The sequence below is a fragment of the Streptomyces sp. NPDC002476 genome, assembly GCF_042889785.1.
Lineage (GTDB): Bacteria > Actinomycetota > Actinomycetes > Streptomycetales > Streptomycetaceae > Streptomyces.
In genome coordinates this window covers 58,500-72,282 of the sequence record NZ_JBIARH010000023.1, presented here as the reverse complement: position 1 = coordinate 72,282, position 13,783 = coordinate 58,500, and the positions used below count along the sequence as shown (strand labels likewise).

Here is a 13,783-nt window from a genome sequence, read left to right as displayed (position 1 = left end):
GCAGGCACATGTGAACAGCGATCGCCCTCAGGGTCCCTGGGGGCGATCGCTGTTGAGTGCGCTCACGGGGTGTTGTCACGTTGGTTGACCGGCGTGGGATGATCTTGTGGTTGATCGTTCCGGGGAGGATTCGCTCGTGTCGTCCGCGCCGCCGTTGTACAAGGGGCGCCGGTACCCGGTGGAGGTGATCTCCCACTGTGTGTGGCTGTACTTCCGCTTCCCGCTCAGCTTCCGGGAGGTCGAGGAGCTGATGCTCGAGCGCGGTGTGCTCGGGCCGAGCTGTACGAGAAGGCCACCAAGGCCGGCATCCGCTGGCGCTCCGCCATGACCCACGACCAGCTCGCCGACGCCCTCGACCACGCTAAGGACACATGAGGGACGCTTGAGCGCCGTCCGGGGTCGCCGGTCTCTGTCCTGACTTCGCCGCCCGCACTGCCGGTTGAGTCCTTCCAGCCCGTGCACGTGCGGTAGGCGGACCTTCTCGCCGCGCAGGTCATCGGGCGCGACGGTCGGCGTCGCGTCCGGTGCCTGATCTGGAAGTCCCTGCGTGTCGGCCCCTGCGCGGCCCATGCTTTTGCGTCGGTGGAGTCCTCGGCGAGCCGGACGCTCGATCCGGCCTATCCGGCGTTTGCTGTGTTTTCGCAAATTTCCTTTACGCGGGCCGGAGTTCGCGTGTTCGCTGCTGGGTGGGGGTGGCGTCCGGGTGGCGCGGGATGGCTTAAATCCGCTGGATGAGCGATGGCGAACTGGTATGCGTCACCAGGCATTCGCTCTCGGTAATTTTCTTTGGGTTGCCACTGCACACATCAGGATCCGCAGACCCGTGGCGTTCGACGCGGACACCGGCCGCCGCTGCGCAACTGCTCGCCCAGCTGCGCGCCGATCGCCGCGCCGACACCTGGATGCTGGCCTTCGAGCGGGACTGGGCGAAGGCCCTGGAGGACTCCCGCCACACCTACAGCCTCGCCCCCTGTACGACGTCGTCGTCCGCACCTGGCAGATGCGCCTCGCCGCAGCCCCGGCCCTCGACGCGTACATGGACTCCGGCCGAGATGAGACCGGCTTCGTGGGCCTGGACGACGTTCTCGGTGCCCGCCAGTGACCGGTCAGCCGTGGGCGGTGCGCCTGTCCCCACAGGCTACGAAGACGCTGACCTCGCTGCCCGAGCATTCGAAGGAGACGGTCCGCGACGTCCTGGACATCGCGGTGCGCTCCCCCTGGGGCTGGCCCCAGGGAACACTGGTGCCCCCAAAGGCGAGGATGTTCAGGCCGCGTCGGTCGGGCAGTTGTCCGTCGTCTACGTGATCAACCGGCTCACCCGGCACCTGTCCGTCCTGGACATCATCTGGATCGGGTAGCCGCCCGCAACAACGCCCCGCCCCAGGCAGTTGCCCAGGACGGGGCGTTTCTCCTCGCCGCTACTTCTGCATCCACCAGTAGCCACCCGAACAGAACACCCCGTTTCGAGCGGCTGATCCCATTTCTGATGGGATGTCAGTGCCTGGTTCTACCGTCGAGGAAATAGTTCTCCGATGGTGAAAGGCGGTGCACGTTGGCAAACATCGTCTGGCACGAGAAGCTGCGCATCGAGCTGGATCTGACCCGTGACGATCTCGGCTGGGAGAGCAGGCCTGGCCTATGGGAGCTGCTCTATCAAACGGATCGGCTGTACGCCGACAGAGGCGTGCCAGTGCCTGAGCGGGGCCTGCAATGCGGTGGGGTGTGCCGGGACGCGGGCGTGGTCGCGTGGATGTATCTGCGGGAGCGGAACGGGCGCCGGGAGGCTGTGCACGAGCGGTCCGAGGATGAGGAACGGCACCAGGCGGCGTTGTCGGACGAGCACAAGGCGTACCAGGAGCGGATCGTGCGAGTGTCGGAGGGGGACGGGCATCGGGCGGCGAGCGAGGTGCGTACGGCCGTGGGGCCTCGATCGTGGATCCAGACCGACACACTTGTCGAGGGTGCGAACGGGATCCGGATCGGGTGGGAGATTCAGCTTTCGTCTGCCGGACACGAAGGGCCGCGGAGCGTGCGAGCGCGTGCGAACAAAGCATCCAAGTACGGGATCACGCCAGCGTGGCACACGGACCGCTCGGACTATGCGAGCCGAAGCGACACACACTGGACGCGGAGCGACGACCTGCCGACGCAGGTGATCGCGAAGTCGGGTGACCTGCGTGTTGTTTCGGGCTTCCGAGTGCTGGACTTCTGGCGGTGCGATATCCGGGCCTTGTACCGATGCCCGGACACCTCGAACCGGTGCGGCAAGTGGCACGTCACGCCGAAGCCACGGGACGTGTTCTTCGACGACCTGGTGCGTAAGACGGCGGCCGGGCTGATCGTGCCAGTCGAGCACCGGACGGGGACACGCACGCACCGGTTCTGGGTAACGGACACGGACCGGGACCGCCTCGATGACCACAACAACGGAAGGCCAGTTCTTCTGCCTGCCAGCCCGGAGGGGGAGCGAGAACTTCCCACGGGCGCCAGCCACCGTGCTCCCACATGCCGACCGGCCACCATGCCTTCGCCTACCACCGTCGACACGACGCTGGCCGCTCCCGCTGCCCGCGTTCCACCGGTCCCGGTGCAGTCGTCGGTTCCGGCCCGGCCAGTTGGGGCGTGGCCGTTCGTGCCTCCCGTATCCTCTCAGCCAACCGTCACCGAGACATCACCAACGGCGATGACGGTAGACGAGCCCCCATTTCCCCAGCGGTGTCTCCCCAGCCCGAAAATCGAACACGCGTATCGTTCCGGTATGGCTGAGACGACGTTCCCCGATGATCTTCGCGCCGCGCAGGTCCGCCTGCATCGGGCCGCCGCGGAGCTCGCCGCGCTCGGGCGGACCCTGCCCTGGTCGGTGGAGCCGCACGAGGGCTGGCCCGGCAAGGAGCATGCGCATACCGGTGAGGTCACGGGTGGTCGGCCGCCGTCGCCTGGCTGGACGGACGAGGAGAAGAAGGACGTCGACCAGCTCCGTGAGGAGTGCCTGGCCCTGTCGGAGACCGTCGGTACACACCCGTACTGGGATTCGTTCACCGGCGAGGACCTGGTGAAGCGGCGGATGGAACTGAAGGCAACCACCCGGCTCGAGGCCGTTCCGACGGCCTGATGCTGCGGATCGGCCGGATCGCCGCTACGACGGGCACGACCAGACGGTCGTGCCCGCGCTCCCGGATCATCAAGCCCCTGAGCACATAGCGAGCCGGTGTGTGCCAGAACCAGCAAGTTCGGTGAGGCGTTCCGTCGCCGGTCCTACGGTGTCGGCATGACACACGGAAGCCCCACCACCACAGCCGCGTTGACCGCGCGGGCCGAGTACGACACCGACTGGCACGTCTACATCGACGACCCCGACCGCGGCCCCCTCGGCTACTGCACCGGCACCGGACCCGACGAGCCGTTCGACCCCGACGCCGCCAACCGGGTCCTGGAGCAGGACGGCTGGCGTGTCACCGGTCCCTGGAAGCAGACGCCGCCGACGGACGACGCCCCGTTCACCGTGACGGTCGAGAAGGCCGGCGCATAGCCGGGACATGAGCAGGACATCCTTGACCCAGGCGTTCAACAAACCGGGGGAGCAGTACGTTGTCGTGGAGAGATGCGGTCCAGCCGGCCTTGAGGATGCTGCTCCAGCCGGAGACCCGGATCGACCCGCACCTGGAGATACTGCGCCTGGGCGCGGAACACGAGGACATCGAGGCCGACGACATCGTGGTGACCCTGGCCCTGGGCGGCGCGCTGGTGACCGGCACCCTGGTCTCCACCGACACCTGGGAACGCCTGCACCTTCGCCAGCTCGGCGACCACGACGACACCCTGCGCCGGGTCGCGCGCCACGCGATCGGGCACCTGGACGAGGCCGCGGAGAACGGCCGGCGCCGCCGCGAGGTCGACCCCCGCTTCCTTCACCTGCAGGACGTGACCCACCGCTCCGGCCGGACCACCCACACCCTGCCGACCTGGCGCGGCCCGATCTCGGCAATCAGCGGCTGGACCCTCGGCGAACCCGAAAAGAACTGACCCGCGGCCGGCGGCAGGGTTGCCTTTGAGCCGTGCAGCTGATCAAGCCAACTCGCGCGAATGCAAGCGGGAGTGCGATCACCACTGCGAAGATCAGGGGCTGTTGGATCGTTCACGACGGAAAGGGTGGGGCATGCTGGTTCCCCGCGTGTACCAGGCCGAGCCGTTCGCGGAGCTGCTCGCGCACCAGATGAACATGACTCCGGAGCTGGAAGCCGGGCAGCTGAGCGTGGAGCGGATTGCCGACTTGGCGCTGCTGGCCCTGGCTCACGCACCCGCCTACGCGGGAACGGCCCGGCTCGTCTCGCTGATGGCGAGCCTGCCTGTGCCCAGCGATGAACCACGCGACTTCTGGTTCGAGTTGTGGCAGGCGGCGGACGACCCGGTCCTGTTGCCGGGAAACCTGCGGCACCAGCTGCTGCGCGCCGTGGACGGCGACGGCACCGCGCTGGCCGACCAGCTCCTGAGCGCAGTGGCGGAGATGAGCAGCGAGCAGCGCTCCGCGGTCGCCAGAGTGATCGGCAAAGAAATCGGTACGGAACACCTGAGCGGCTACGACGCCGGCTACGTCGGCGAGCTGTGGCTACGCGAGGTGGAAAGCGCGGCCTGGCAGGTCCTGCACGCCGGCCGCAGCCGGACAGCCTGGGAGGACCAGCAGAAGTTCCTCCGGGCATGGAAGGACGCCTGAGTCCCGGAACGGCGGGAGAGGGAGAGGTGTGAGCGCGCATCGGCCTTCGCCTGATGAGCCGTGGCCGGGAACAGGGCTGGGACACCGGGCCAGCTGACCGGCTGCGTCCCCCGACGACTGCCGGCACGTGCAACCCGAGCACTCGCACCCAGCAGACCTCTCACAGGGAACTCTCCCTCGGCACTCCGCTGATCTGACCACATACGACCGCCGACTCGGCTTGGATGGTCCTTCGGTATTGAGTCACTGGGTGAAGTCAGGGGGCCAGGTTCGTGGTGTTCAAACGCTCCGGGAGCACGACGCGGCTGTTGTGGAACGCGGCGGCGACCAGACCGTCCCAATTCCTGGGGGCGCAGCGGCGCCAAGACTGGGTGCTGTACCGGTGGGACACGGAGTTCGGGATCGTCGTGCTCGCCCACGGGGTTGACGGTGAGACGGGGATGACGTTCCCGAGCCTCGCCCTGCTGCGCGAACTGGCCCAGAACGCCGTGGCCCTGGCCGTGGTCGAACCCGACTACGGCCCTCCTGACGGACCGAGCCTGGAGGCGATCGACGCCGCCGGCCCGGACAAGCACTACGGCACCACCTGGCACCGCCTGGAGCGGGTGCTCGGCATGCCCGCCCCCTACTGGCATTCGAATCTGCGCGACCCCGAGCTGATGATGGCCTGGAAGCCCGGCGCGCCCACCTTGCACATGCCGGCCGTCGTCACTCCGGACCCGGCGCCGCTGCTGCGCCTGGCCGCGGAAGAACCCGACGGCTCCCACGCGGCCGCAGCCGCGCTCGAGGTCGCACGGCGCGCACTGTGGGACTGTGCGGACTCCGCACACAAGGAGATCACCGAGTACGTCGATGCCAGCGACGGCATCGCGTCCATCGCGGTGGCCGCCCGCCCCGTCATGCCGCACCCGCCGCAACCGGTCGCCGAGGAGACACCCGGTACTTCCCCGGCTCCTGCAAGATCACCGTGGACCCGTCCTCCTGCGTCCAGGCCAGGCGGTGGGCGTCCCGATTGCAGGCCAGCCCTCGGATCGCGCTCGCCACGTACCTCGGCGACGACCAGGAACGGGACATCCTCATCGACCCGGTGACCGACATGCCCGCCGCGCGGACCGGCGACGTAATCGAGACCGTCGCCCCGCAGCGGCTGCCGGCGCACTCACCGCTTGCCGATCTGACCATCGGCCGCGGCCACAACTCGGTATGGGTGACCACCCAGGACGGGACGGTGTTCCCCGCACCGCAGATCGGCGGCGGCTACACCTACGGGTACGCAGGCGGCGGCCCGATCGCGCTGGCCAGGCTCATCGGCCTGCTCCTGGACGACATCACCCATACGGCCCCGGCTACGACGGACAACTACCGTCGGCCGGCCTGCGGCACGCCGTCGAACAGGGTTGGAAGGGCCGCACCCCTCCTCTCACCCTGACCCGGGCAGAACTCGAAGCACTGCGCGACGGGTGATCCACGAGAGCTGACACCCCACCTCCACACCGGAGCCGATGGGCGGGCCAGGAAATGACTGCGTCGCGGGCTCACTCGGACGGCTGCTGTGCCTCACGCCCGGAGGGGGCAGGTGAGCGGGAGGATTCGTTCGGTCGGCTGCCCGGTGAGGTGGGTGCCGGTGAGGCCGACGTTGGTGAGCCAGTCCGCTTGCGCCAGCTGGTCGACCAGGTGCTGCAGCTCCCCGGAACCGACCGGCACCCAAGCAGCGAGGGCGGTCAGGTCGATGCCCTGGCCGCCGGGGCCGAGGCGTCCCGAGGCGTCGGTCTGGGTGGCCAGCGTCAGGGCGAGTAGCCGGGTTGCGGCGGTGGCCTTGGTCTTGCGGAGCTTCTTGTCCGAGATGACCTTCTGGGCCCAGCCGGAGAGCTTGGGCCGCATCTTCTTGCCGAACGTGAACGGGCCCGCCTTGTCCTCGCGGGGCACCAGGGAGGGAACACGGACCGGAGTGGGGTTCTCCGGCCGGGAGGCGAGCAGGTCCCCGGCGGTGCCGGGCAGGGTGAGCCAGCCGCAGCCGGTCAGCTCCTCGACCAGGTCCTCCGGGCCGGTCAGGCCCAGCGCAGCGATGTCCTGTCCGACGAGGTTGCCGGTGCCGGTGTGCGCGGTGCGCAGAGTCAGCATCAGCACCAGCAGCCGTGCCTCCGGGCCGGGCAGCGGGCTGTGGTCGGCCACGTATGCGAGGACCGAGCGCGCGTGCTCCCACTGCGTCGGTACGGTCAGCACCCGCGTCACGGCCGGCCCGTCGTTGTCCGTGATGCCGCCAGTGATGTTGCCGGTGCGCTGCTGGTGCTGGAGGCGGGCAGCGGCCGCGGCCTGCTCGGCACGCCGGGCCTCCAACCGCAGGGCACCGTCGCAGGTGACATCGGCCCAGGTGGAGAACGCCCGTGCCTTGCGCTCCTGGAGGCCGGCGAGTTTACCAACCGCAGGAGCTCGTGAACCTACTCTGAACTGCGACGATTCATAGACTACATGTCCGTGACGCTCAGTTGGGTCGATGTTGTCGCTTGTCCGAGTGATCCGGGTGGCGACCGTGGTCTGGCGGCGTCTCGTGGGTTGTCCTGCCGATGATCAGTCGGTGGCGCCCGCCGAGCGGAGCGAGCGGCCGAGATCGCCGACGAGCAGACGCGGGTGTCGCCGCCACCACCACATGTCGGTGGGGTCGAAGTCAGTGATTCGGTGGAACCGTGACAAGGAGATGCCGTCGTCGAAGACGGTGGCGGCCCGGAAACGATCGTCGAGGGCTTTGATCTGCGGTGTCCATAGGATGATCACGCGCTCAGTGAGGATCGGCCACGCCTCGTGCAGCCAGTTCCGGCTGTAGAGGTCGTTGGTGTATTCGTCCACCAGGTCGTCGTAGCCGTCCTCGACTTCGCCCACGAGCCAGGCCCACTTGTCGACCATCTCTTGGACGGTAAAGACCTTGCGCCAGCCGCGTTGACGCAGAACCTCGCCTGCGGCCTGTTCGTTGTGGGGCTCCATACCCAGGAGCCTGGCATATGGAATGGTCCGGCGACCAAGGGTTTCCCCTGGTCACCGGACCGGGCTGAGTGGCCTCCGGGTTGTCAGGGACCCGCGATCCGGGCTTCGAGGTCGGCGACGCGCCGGTCCTGGAAGCGCAGGTTGGAGCGGGCGGCCTTGAGCCGCTCGATGGTGGGCGCGTCCAGGTCCTCGGGCTCCGCCCAGCCGTAGTGCCCGGAGTGTTTACCCCGCCGGCCGGGGAGGAGGCGGAGGCGGTGACGGCGGGAACGGCGAGCGGCATGAGGGCCAGGGCGGCGAAGGCCGCGACACGCTTCACGGTTTTGATCACGGCACCAGACTCCCCGGCCGCCCTGGTCGGATGCGGGCGATCTCCTGCGCGTTCACTCCGCCAGAGGAGCGCGGAAGAAGCGTGCCGGGCGCGAACACGGCAGGCCGGCCCAGCTCATTACCCCGGCTGCGGGCCGGTGGCTTCGCCGCCACGTTCCGGCCGCCGTGCGCACACGCCTTGACCTGACAGACGCGATTCTGAAGGGTCGCGCGCATGACAGTCACAGGTGAAGTGGGACGAACCCGCCGAGAAGCGGACCCGGCCCAAGCGTCGGAGCTTCGCTGCCGCGTACAAGGCAGCCCGGAACCGGTGAATTTCGATCCGCAGGGTGGCGACGGCCTCACCGGTTCACCGGCCCCCGGCTCAGAGCACACCCTCTGGTCCTGGCGGTGGGGGACGAGGGCGGGCTGGTGAGGGTGTCCGCCCGCCTGGAGCCCGTCCTTGCGGTTCGTGTCGGTGAGGTCTTGAGCGGCGCGGCGGTGGTGGGGGAGCGGCGGGCAGAGGGCGAGTCGTACACACGGTTGGAGACGGATCTGGGGTGCCGGCCGGGTCCGGCCGGCACGGCACCCTCACCGTGATACGGATGAGGTGAGAGTGCCGTTCCTGACTGCTGGTCAGGGGGCGACTTCGTACTTCACGACGGTGTCGGAGCAGCCTGTGGCGAGCTTTTCCAGTGCAGCCCGTTCCTTGCCGTCCGCGGACAGCTTCCAGCGGAGCTTCGTGGCGGTCCAGTCGGCGAGGTAGGTGCACTTCGCGGAGTCGGCCGGCGGCATCCACTCCGACGGGTCCTTGTCCGCCTTGCTGCGATTGGTATTCGCGGTGACGGCCACGAGGGACCGTTCGGAGTCGAGGTCGTTCGCGTATCGCATACGCCGGTCCGGATCCCACGCCGAGGCCCCGCTGTCCCATGCCTCGGCCAGCGGCACCATGTGGTCGATGTCCAGTTTCCTGGCCTCGGTGACCGTGACTTCGTCGTAGTACGACAGCCACTCACCCCCGGTCAGGGCGCACTTCGCCCCCAGCTCGGGCTTCTTCGTCGCCTCGGCCAGCAGCACCTCGTTCCGGGTGGAGCAGCCGTCTTTGTCTTCGTCGACCCAATGGCGGAAGGAATCGCGCTTGTAGCCGGTCCGGCTCTCGTCCGCGGCCGGGATCTGTGCGATTGCCTCCACGAGGGACAGGTCGCTGCCGCTGGCAGGGGCGCCCGGGGCAGCAGAGGCTCCATCGGCCGGGGCGCCGGGAGCACTGGCCGCGGCGGCGGGGGCTGACGGCTTCGAATCGGTCTCGCTCTTCGCCGAGCTTGGGTTGCAGGCGGCGAGCGAAGCCGCGAGGAAGATGGCGGCGATGGGTGCGAGGCGGCGTGCTTTCACGGCGATGCTCCGAAGTCGAGGGCTGATACAGCCTCATGATTTCAGAGAGCGACGAAGGCTGACGCATCGTCATATAGGCGTTTGCAGTGGCTTCGCCGGGGTGAGGACTGCGACGCCGCTGGGCATCGGTACCCGGTTCGCCGGTCGCGGGTACGGCCGTTCACCCGTTCGAGCTATGCGGTTGGTGCCAAGTTCCGTGGAAACCGTCCGGGCGCGGCCGGGGGGAGTGGGGGTGGCGCGACATTGCGCGGGGGCACTCCGCTCCAGTGGATTCGAGCTCTTCGCTACCGTTGTCCGTTTCATCCGACTGATTTTGGTCGGCTTTTGGGCCTTACTGGTCAGTTACGTGACTGTTTGACCGTGGTGGGCGGGGTGGGTGCACGCACCCATTGACCACTACATTGCGGCACCAACCATGAGCCGAGGTAGTAGGTTGCGTTTTCCCCGACTCTCCGTCGGGGCAGACAAAGACCCCGGCCGCAGGTTGGTAGCCGGGGCGCCGGGGTCTCTTGTCGCTGTCTCAACGTTCAGCCGAACCCTGAAAGGACGCCCCTCCATGGCCGACCGACGCCGAACCCGTCTTCCCGCTCACGCGCTTGCAGGGGAAACGAGCCGCGAACCTATCATTTCTGCCCCGCGCATGGTTGAAACCTCGTGCGAGGTTGTCACCTCTGTCACCATGCGCGGAAGCATGCCCGTCGTGGCGATTTCTCTGCCGCTGCTCGTGATCCCGGGCATTCTCACGCCCGAGGTACTGCCCGCCCTGATGCTTCTCCTGACAGCCGCTCACGGATCTTCCCTGGTCCGCCAGTGGGTGCGTCGACGCTGACCTGAAACAAGGCTCGGCCGCGGCTGCTCCTTTCGCCACGGCCGAAGTCCAGGCCACGCAGTGCCCGACGACAGAACCGGTCCAGATACCCGTTCAAACACCCACGAAAGAGTTCGCAGTGCCCACCAGTTCGCACAAACCGCCCCCCATTCCCAGGCAGCCGGTCGCCGACACCGAGCGCGCCGCCCGCTGCAGTACCGCGGTACGTGGCATGGCCGTAGACGCCGTCCGGATCGCCGAGACACTCGCCGCACGCGCCTCCGACCCCAACGCGCCCACCACCGACCTCCTCGAATGCACAGTCCAGCTCACCCACCTCATGGAGGACACGACCGCCGCGCTCGTCGTGCGCCAGCGGTCTCGGGGCGAACCGCTCACCGACCTCGAGCCCGTGCTGAAGGTCAGCGCGGACCGGTTACGCAGGAAGTACCCGCCGCGATCCGTCGACCGCGATCTCGCCACCCGTAAACGCCCCGCACTGGCATTCGGCTCACAGCGCGCCGCCAAACGGGCCATGCCCAAGAAGGCCTCGCTGCGAGACCCCCACCAGCGCCTGGCCTGTGCGCTCACCCTCATGTGGAAACGGTCCGGAATTCCGCAGCAGGAGCTGGCCAAGCACATGAACATCCACCGCTCCTACCTCTCGCGCATCCTTTCCGGCGAGCGGTCCGCCACCCTCTTGTACGTGGAGCTGATCGCCGGGCAGTGCGGCGACGTCACCGAGACCGAGTTCGCCACACTGCTCTGGAAGATCGCCGCCGACGAGCCCGTCAGCACCGCCGACCCAGTGCACACCCTGCGCACCTACTTCCAGGCCCTGAACTACGCCGCAGGCTCCCCCCGCGAGGACCGGATCCTCAGCTCTACCCAGCGCAGCATCACCATCGAGGAACTCCGGCGGGCCTTCCACGGCCCCGGGGTGCCGGAATGGGGTGTGTACCACCGGCTCGCGACCGCCCTGCTGAGCAGGCCCGAGATCGCCCTGCCCCTGTGGCGCAACGCCACGTCCGCCCATGGGCCTGGCAGCAGCCTCCCCGCAGAGGCCTTCGGCTGACCGGGAACGGCAGAACCAGGAAACGCTGACCATGAAGCCCTCGCTCGCCGTCCTCACAAACGCCTACTACGCGTTCTACGACCTCCACCGACCCGCCTACCATGCCTACGCCGCCGCCCACCTTCCTTCGGAGGAGGCCCAGATAGCCACATCGAAGCTCTTCGAGACCGTGGCCAGCACCTGGACCTCCGTGGTTGCCGAACGGCGCCCCTCGGCCTGGGCATGGCAGCGCTTTACCCAGACCGTCGCACGCCGCAGCGGCCGCACCTCCACCGCCGTCGAGGACACCCACCTCCTTCACCACAAACTGCTGCTGAGCATCGATCAGATCGCCACCGTCACCGGAGCCGAGCCCGCAACCGTCTGCGCCCGCCTGGCAGCTGCCCGGCGGGAACAGATCTCCAAGAGTGACGGCTGACCGGACACCAAGGGCCGCTTCGGACGGCCCTGCTCGACTCCGGCCGGGACTGCCCGCGTTGCTCGGAGCGGCAGGAAGACCGCCAGGACCAGCGCCGCACGGTCGTGACCGCCGTCGACGCCGCGATGCCCGGGGCCTCGGAGGCGGAGCGGCGGGAGGCCACCGCCACGCAGCTGCACCAGGACGTAACGGCCAGGGCGTGGGCGAAGGCGTACAGGTGGGAGCAGGTCCGCGCCCGGCAGGCCGTCGCAGCTCAGGCCTGCGCCGAAGCCGCGGCCGAGCAGTCGGCCGGCGACGTCCCGGCCGCGCCAATGGCGCCGGTCGTGCTGCCCGCGGCGCCGCGTCCGGTCGCCGTGCCCGACCCGGTCGACGGCGACGACCAGGAGCAAGTCCGCACGTGGCGGGTGCGGGGGATGAAGGACCACAGCGTCGTCTTCGACAACATCGACCAGTACGGCGAGACGTCGGCGGGTGTTCAGCCACCAGCTGGTCGACGAGGCGCAGCGCCTGGCGGGCACGCACCCCTCGGGCACACCACCTGAGGGCAGGCATGAGCGAGCGCGAGGTGTCCGGGGTCGACCTGGCCCGGGTCGCGCTGCGGGCCGCGATGGAGCAAGCCCGGAAGAACGGCGCCAGCCAGAAGGCGAGGAAGAAGCCGCGGGCTGTCACGGCCGTGCGGCGCGACGGGCGCGAGCCGAGGTGAAGGTGCCAGCCGGGGCGGGCGATCAAGCGGCACCGGATGAAGGTCCGGAGTGCCTTCGGGCTCCGCAAGTGCACGGAGGAGGACCAGACCGAGTGGCTGGCGGGCGAGCTGTGCCCGGTCGAGCTGTCGCGCGAGCGCCTGGCGGAGGCGGTGGTGGCCCGGTGCTGCAAAGACCGGCTGGAGCCGCTGGCCCCGGGCACGGTCGAGGCGGTGGATCGGAGGCGGCGAGGCGAGGCGCGGCCGCCCGGCAGTACAGCGCCGCGTCCCGGTCGGGAACCGCCGTACGACCCTCTGAATCGCGAACGCGAGCCGCCCTGGCCCCAGGCCGACGGCTTCGCCGCCTGAGCACCCGCACCCGGCCGGACCTCTGCCCGTTGCACTTCCCGAGGCACACGAAAACGGCGACGGTGCCGACTTGCACACCGCGCACCATCTCACCGGCTCCGGCCATACATCAGGAGCAGCAACAGCTGCGCCCCGGGGGCCAGAGTGCGCTGGCTCCCGGGGCGCGGGAGGCCGGGGGTGAAGAACGATCACCGGAGGGTGAAAGAACCCCGGCCACCAGCACCGTACGTCATTGGTGCCTGGCCCATACGTGCGCCCGCTTCACTGGCGGCCCGCCCAGCGCCCCCAGCCCCGGAAACAGGCGCGGTCTTCGGCACGGGCGGCCAGGATCAGTCGGCGGGGCGACGCCGGATGTCTGCGTACACCCGCGCCCCGACCCCGGGTTCTCCGGGTGTCCGTCGCGTGGGCCTGCTCCCGGAGGTTGCCCAGAGCTGGTCGAGCGCGGTCATGACCGCGTGGACGGTCGCTTCGTCGGCTGCGGTGATGTCGAGCACGGCCAGGCCGGGCTCGCTGAGGTGCTGTTCGTGGATCGGTTCCATGCTCTTACCGACGAGTGGCGGCGCACCGGGTTTCTTCAGCACCGGCCTGATCCGCTCTCACGGGTGACACCGCATCGCCAACCGCCACCGCAGTCTCACCGGCCTGCGCCCCGGGCGCGCCCGATCGTGCGGCGCCCGGGGCGGTGAGGTGCGCGCCGCGCTCTGCCGTCTCCGAGGTGGCGACCGCGTGGTTCCGGGTACGTGAATTGTCCGTCGTGCGGGTCCTGGCCTGAACCCCGTGATCAGCGCGATACGCCTCGGGGGCAGCGAAGCCTCCGGGCCGTCGCTGATTCCCACAGCCCGGCTCGACTGCCAAATGGCACCGGGCATTTCTCATAGCGGCACAGCGTCGGCTCAGACCGGAAAACCCGTGTCGTGGCGGTACGTCGCTGTTTACACCTACGTCACGCAACGGCGCGCCGGACCAGGCGCGTTGACAGGCCCACCACGAGGGACGCGACCCGGACCGCGCAGGCAGCCCTACCACATCTCCGCCGGGAAGCCCCGCAC

16 protein-coding genes and 2 pseudogenes are annotated in these 13,783 nt (G+C 69.0%); 14 read left to right on the top strand and 4 right to left on the bottom strand.

What is annotated here, in order from left to right:
* Window positions 1-136: 136 nt before the first annotated feature.
* From ACFYXM_RS24305 to ACFYXM_RS24270, 8 genes and pseudogenes are all read left to right on the top strand, one after another.
* Window positions 137-268: pseudogene (locus tag ACFYXM_RS24305) on the top strand (IS6 family transposase); the annotation flags it as partial.
* A gap of 463 nt (window positions 269-731) precedes the next feature.
* Window positions 732-914: pseudogene (locus tag ACFYXM_RS24300) on the top strand (hypothetical protein); the annotation flags it as partial.
* A gap of 638 nt (window positions 915-1,552) precedes the next feature.
* The gene (locus ACFYXM_RS24295; protein WP_389292288.1) at window positions 1,553-3,112 is read left to right on the top strand and encodes a hypothetical protein; all 1,560 of its coding nucleotides are present in this window, start codon (window positions 1,553-1,555) and stop codon (window positions 3,110-3,112) included.
* A 156-nt stretch (window positions 3,113-3,268) separates the two neighbouring features.
* Entirely contained in the window at window positions 3,269-3,529 is a 261-nt protein-coding gene (locus ACFYXM_RS24290; RefSeq protein ID WP_389292286.1) for a hypothetical protein, read from the top strand.
* A 59-nt stretch (window positions 3,530-3,588) separates the two neighbouring features.
* A complete protein-coding gene (locus tag ACFYXM_RS24285) occupies window positions 3,589-4,023 on the top strand; it encodes a hypothetical protein (RefSeq protein ID WP_389292285.1) in 435 nt (144 codons plus the stop codon).
* A gap of 133 nt (window positions 4,024-4,156) precedes the next feature.
* Window positions 4,157-4,711, top strand: coding sequence for a hypothetical protein (locus ACFYXM_RS24280; RefSeq protein ID WP_389292283.1), 555 nt, complete (start codon window positions 4,157-4,159; stop codon window positions 4,709-4,711).
* A gap of 272 nt (window positions 4,712-4,983) precedes the next feature.
* Window positions 4,984-5,802: a hypothetical protein gene (locus ACFYXM_RS24275; RefSeq protein ID WP_389292281.1), complete on the top strand. Its 819-nt coding sequence runs from the start codon at window positions 4,984-4,986 to the stop codon at window positions 5,800-5,802.
* The gene (locus ACFYXM_RS24270) at window positions 5,799-6,140 is read left to right on the top strand and encodes a hypothetical protein (protein WP_389292280.1); all 342 of its coding nucleotides are present in this window, start codon (window positions 5,799-5,801) and stop codon (window positions 6,138-6,140) included. The genes ACFYXM_RS24275 and ACFYXM_RS24270 overlap by 4 nt, the downstream gene beginning before the upstream one ends.
* A gap of 128 nt (window positions 6,141-6,268) precedes the next feature.
* Here the strand turns inward: ACFYXM_RS24270 and ACFYXM_RS24265 are convergent, their stop codons facing one another.
* From ACFYXM_RS24265 to ACFYXM_RS24255, 3 genes are all read right to left on the bottom strand, one after another.
* The gene (locus tag ACFYXM_RS24265; RefSeq protein WP_389292278.1) at window positions 6,269-7,048 is read right to left on the bottom strand and encodes a hypothetical protein; all 780 of its coding nucleotides are present in this window, start codon (window positions 7,046-7,048) and stop codon (window positions 6,269-6,271) included.
* 231 nt (window positions 7,049-7,279) lie between these two features.
* Window positions 7,280-7,690 carry a hypothetical protein gene (locus ACFYXM_RS24260; RefSeq protein WP_389292277.1) on the bottom strand — a complete coding sequence of 137 codons (411 nt, stop codon included), beginning with the start codon at window positions 7,688-7,690 and terminating at the stop codon, window positions 7,280-7,282.
* A gap of 942 nt (window positions 7,691-8,632) precedes the next feature.
* On the bottom strand, window positions 8,633-9,385 hold the full coding sequence (locus ACFYXM_RS24255) for an HNH endonuclease family protein (RefSeq protein ID WP_389292275.1): 753 nt from the start codon (window positions 9,383-9,385) through the stop codon (window positions 8,633-8,635).
* A 700-nt stretch (window positions 9,386-10,085) separates the two neighbouring features.
* On the opposite strand from ACFYXM_RS24255, the gene ACFYXM_RS24250 reads away from it, so the two are divergent.
* The 6 genes from ACFYXM_RS24250 (at window position 10,086) to ACFYXM_RS24225 (ending at window position 12,734) form a co-directional block, all read left to right on the top strand.
* On the top strand, window positions 10,086-10,214 hold the full coding sequence (locus ACFYXM_RS24250) for a hypothetical protein (RefSeq protein WP_266501892.1): 129 nt from the start codon (window positions 10,086-10,088) through the stop codon (window positions 10,212-10,214).
* 211 nt (window positions 10,215-10,425) lie between these two features.
* A complete protein-coding gene (locus tag ACFYXM_RS24245) occupies window positions 10,426-11,268 on the top strand; it encodes a helix-turn-helix domain-containing protein (protein WP_389195741.1) in 843 nt (280 codons plus the stop codon).
* Between the two features lie 31 nt (window positions 11,269-11,299).
* Window positions 11,300-11,686 (top strand): hypothetical protein, encoded by a 387-nt coding sequence (locus tag ACFYXM_RS24240; RefSeq protein WP_389292273.1) that lies wholly within the window; start codon window positions 11,300-11,302, stop codon window positions 11,684-11,686.
* 104 nt (window positions 11,687-11,790) lie between these two features.
* Window positions 11,791-12,228 carry a hypothetical protein gene (locus ACFYXM_RS24235; protein ID WP_389292272.1) on the top strand — a complete coding sequence of 146 codons (438 nt, stop codon included), beginning with the start codon at window positions 11,791-11,793 and terminating at the stop codon, window positions 12,226-12,228.
* Window positions 12,229-12,236: 8 nt separating this feature from the next.
* Window positions 12,237-12,389: a hypothetical protein gene (locus ACFYXM_RS24230; protein WP_389292270.1), complete on the top strand. Its 153-nt coding sequence runs from the start codon at window positions 12,237-12,239 to the stop codon at window positions 12,387-12,389.
* A gap of 36 nt (window positions 12,390-12,425) precedes the next feature.
* Entirely contained in the window at window positions 12,426-12,734 is a 309-nt protein-coding gene (locus tag ACFYXM_RS24225) for a hypothetical protein (protein ID WP_389292269.1), read from the top strand.
* A 329-nt stretch (window positions 12,735-13,063) separates the two neighbouring features.
* On the opposite strand, the gene ACFYXM_RS24220 is transcribed toward ACFYXM_RS24225, so the two are convergent.
* Window positions 13,064-13,315, bottom strand: a complete 252-nt coding sequence (locus ACFYXM_RS24220) for a DUF6207 family protein (RefSeq protein WP_389292267.1) — start codon at window positions 13,313-13,315, stop codon at window positions 13,064-13,066.
* Between the last annotated feature and the right edge of the window lie 468 nt (window positions 13,316-13,783).

Bases quoted from the DNA above. Each gene is read 5' to 3' on its own strand.
- ACFYXM_RS24290 (WP_389292286.1), top strand. From the start codon at position 3,269: ATGACACACGGAAGCCCCACCACCACAGCCGCGTTGACCGCGCGGGCC.
- ACFYXM_RS24280 (WP_389292283.1), top strand. From the start codon at position 4,157: ATGCTGGTTCCCCGCGTGTACCAGGCCGAGCCGTTCGCGGAGCTGCTC.
- ACFYXM_RS24260 (WP_389292277.1), bottom strand. From the start codon at position 7,690: ATGGAGCCCCACAACGAACAGGCCGCAGGCGAGGTTCTGCGTCAACGC.
- ACFYXM_RS24245 (WP_389195741.1), top strand. From the start codon at position 10,426: ATGGCCGTAGACGCCGTCCGGATCGCCGAGACACTCGCCGCACGCGCC.
- ACFYXM_RS24240 (WP_389292273.1), top strand. From the start codon at position 11,300: ATGAAGCCCTCGCTCGCCGTCCTCACAAACGCCTACTACGCGTTCTAC.
- ACFYXM_RS24230 (WP_389292270.1), top strand. From the start codon at position 12,237: ATGAGCGAGCGCGAGGTGTCCGGGGTCGACCTGGCCCGGGTCGCGCTG.
- ACFYXM_RS24225 (WP_389292269.1), top strand. From the start codon at position 12,426: ATGAAGGTCCGGAGTGCCTTCGGGCTCCGCAAGTGCACGGAGGAGGAC.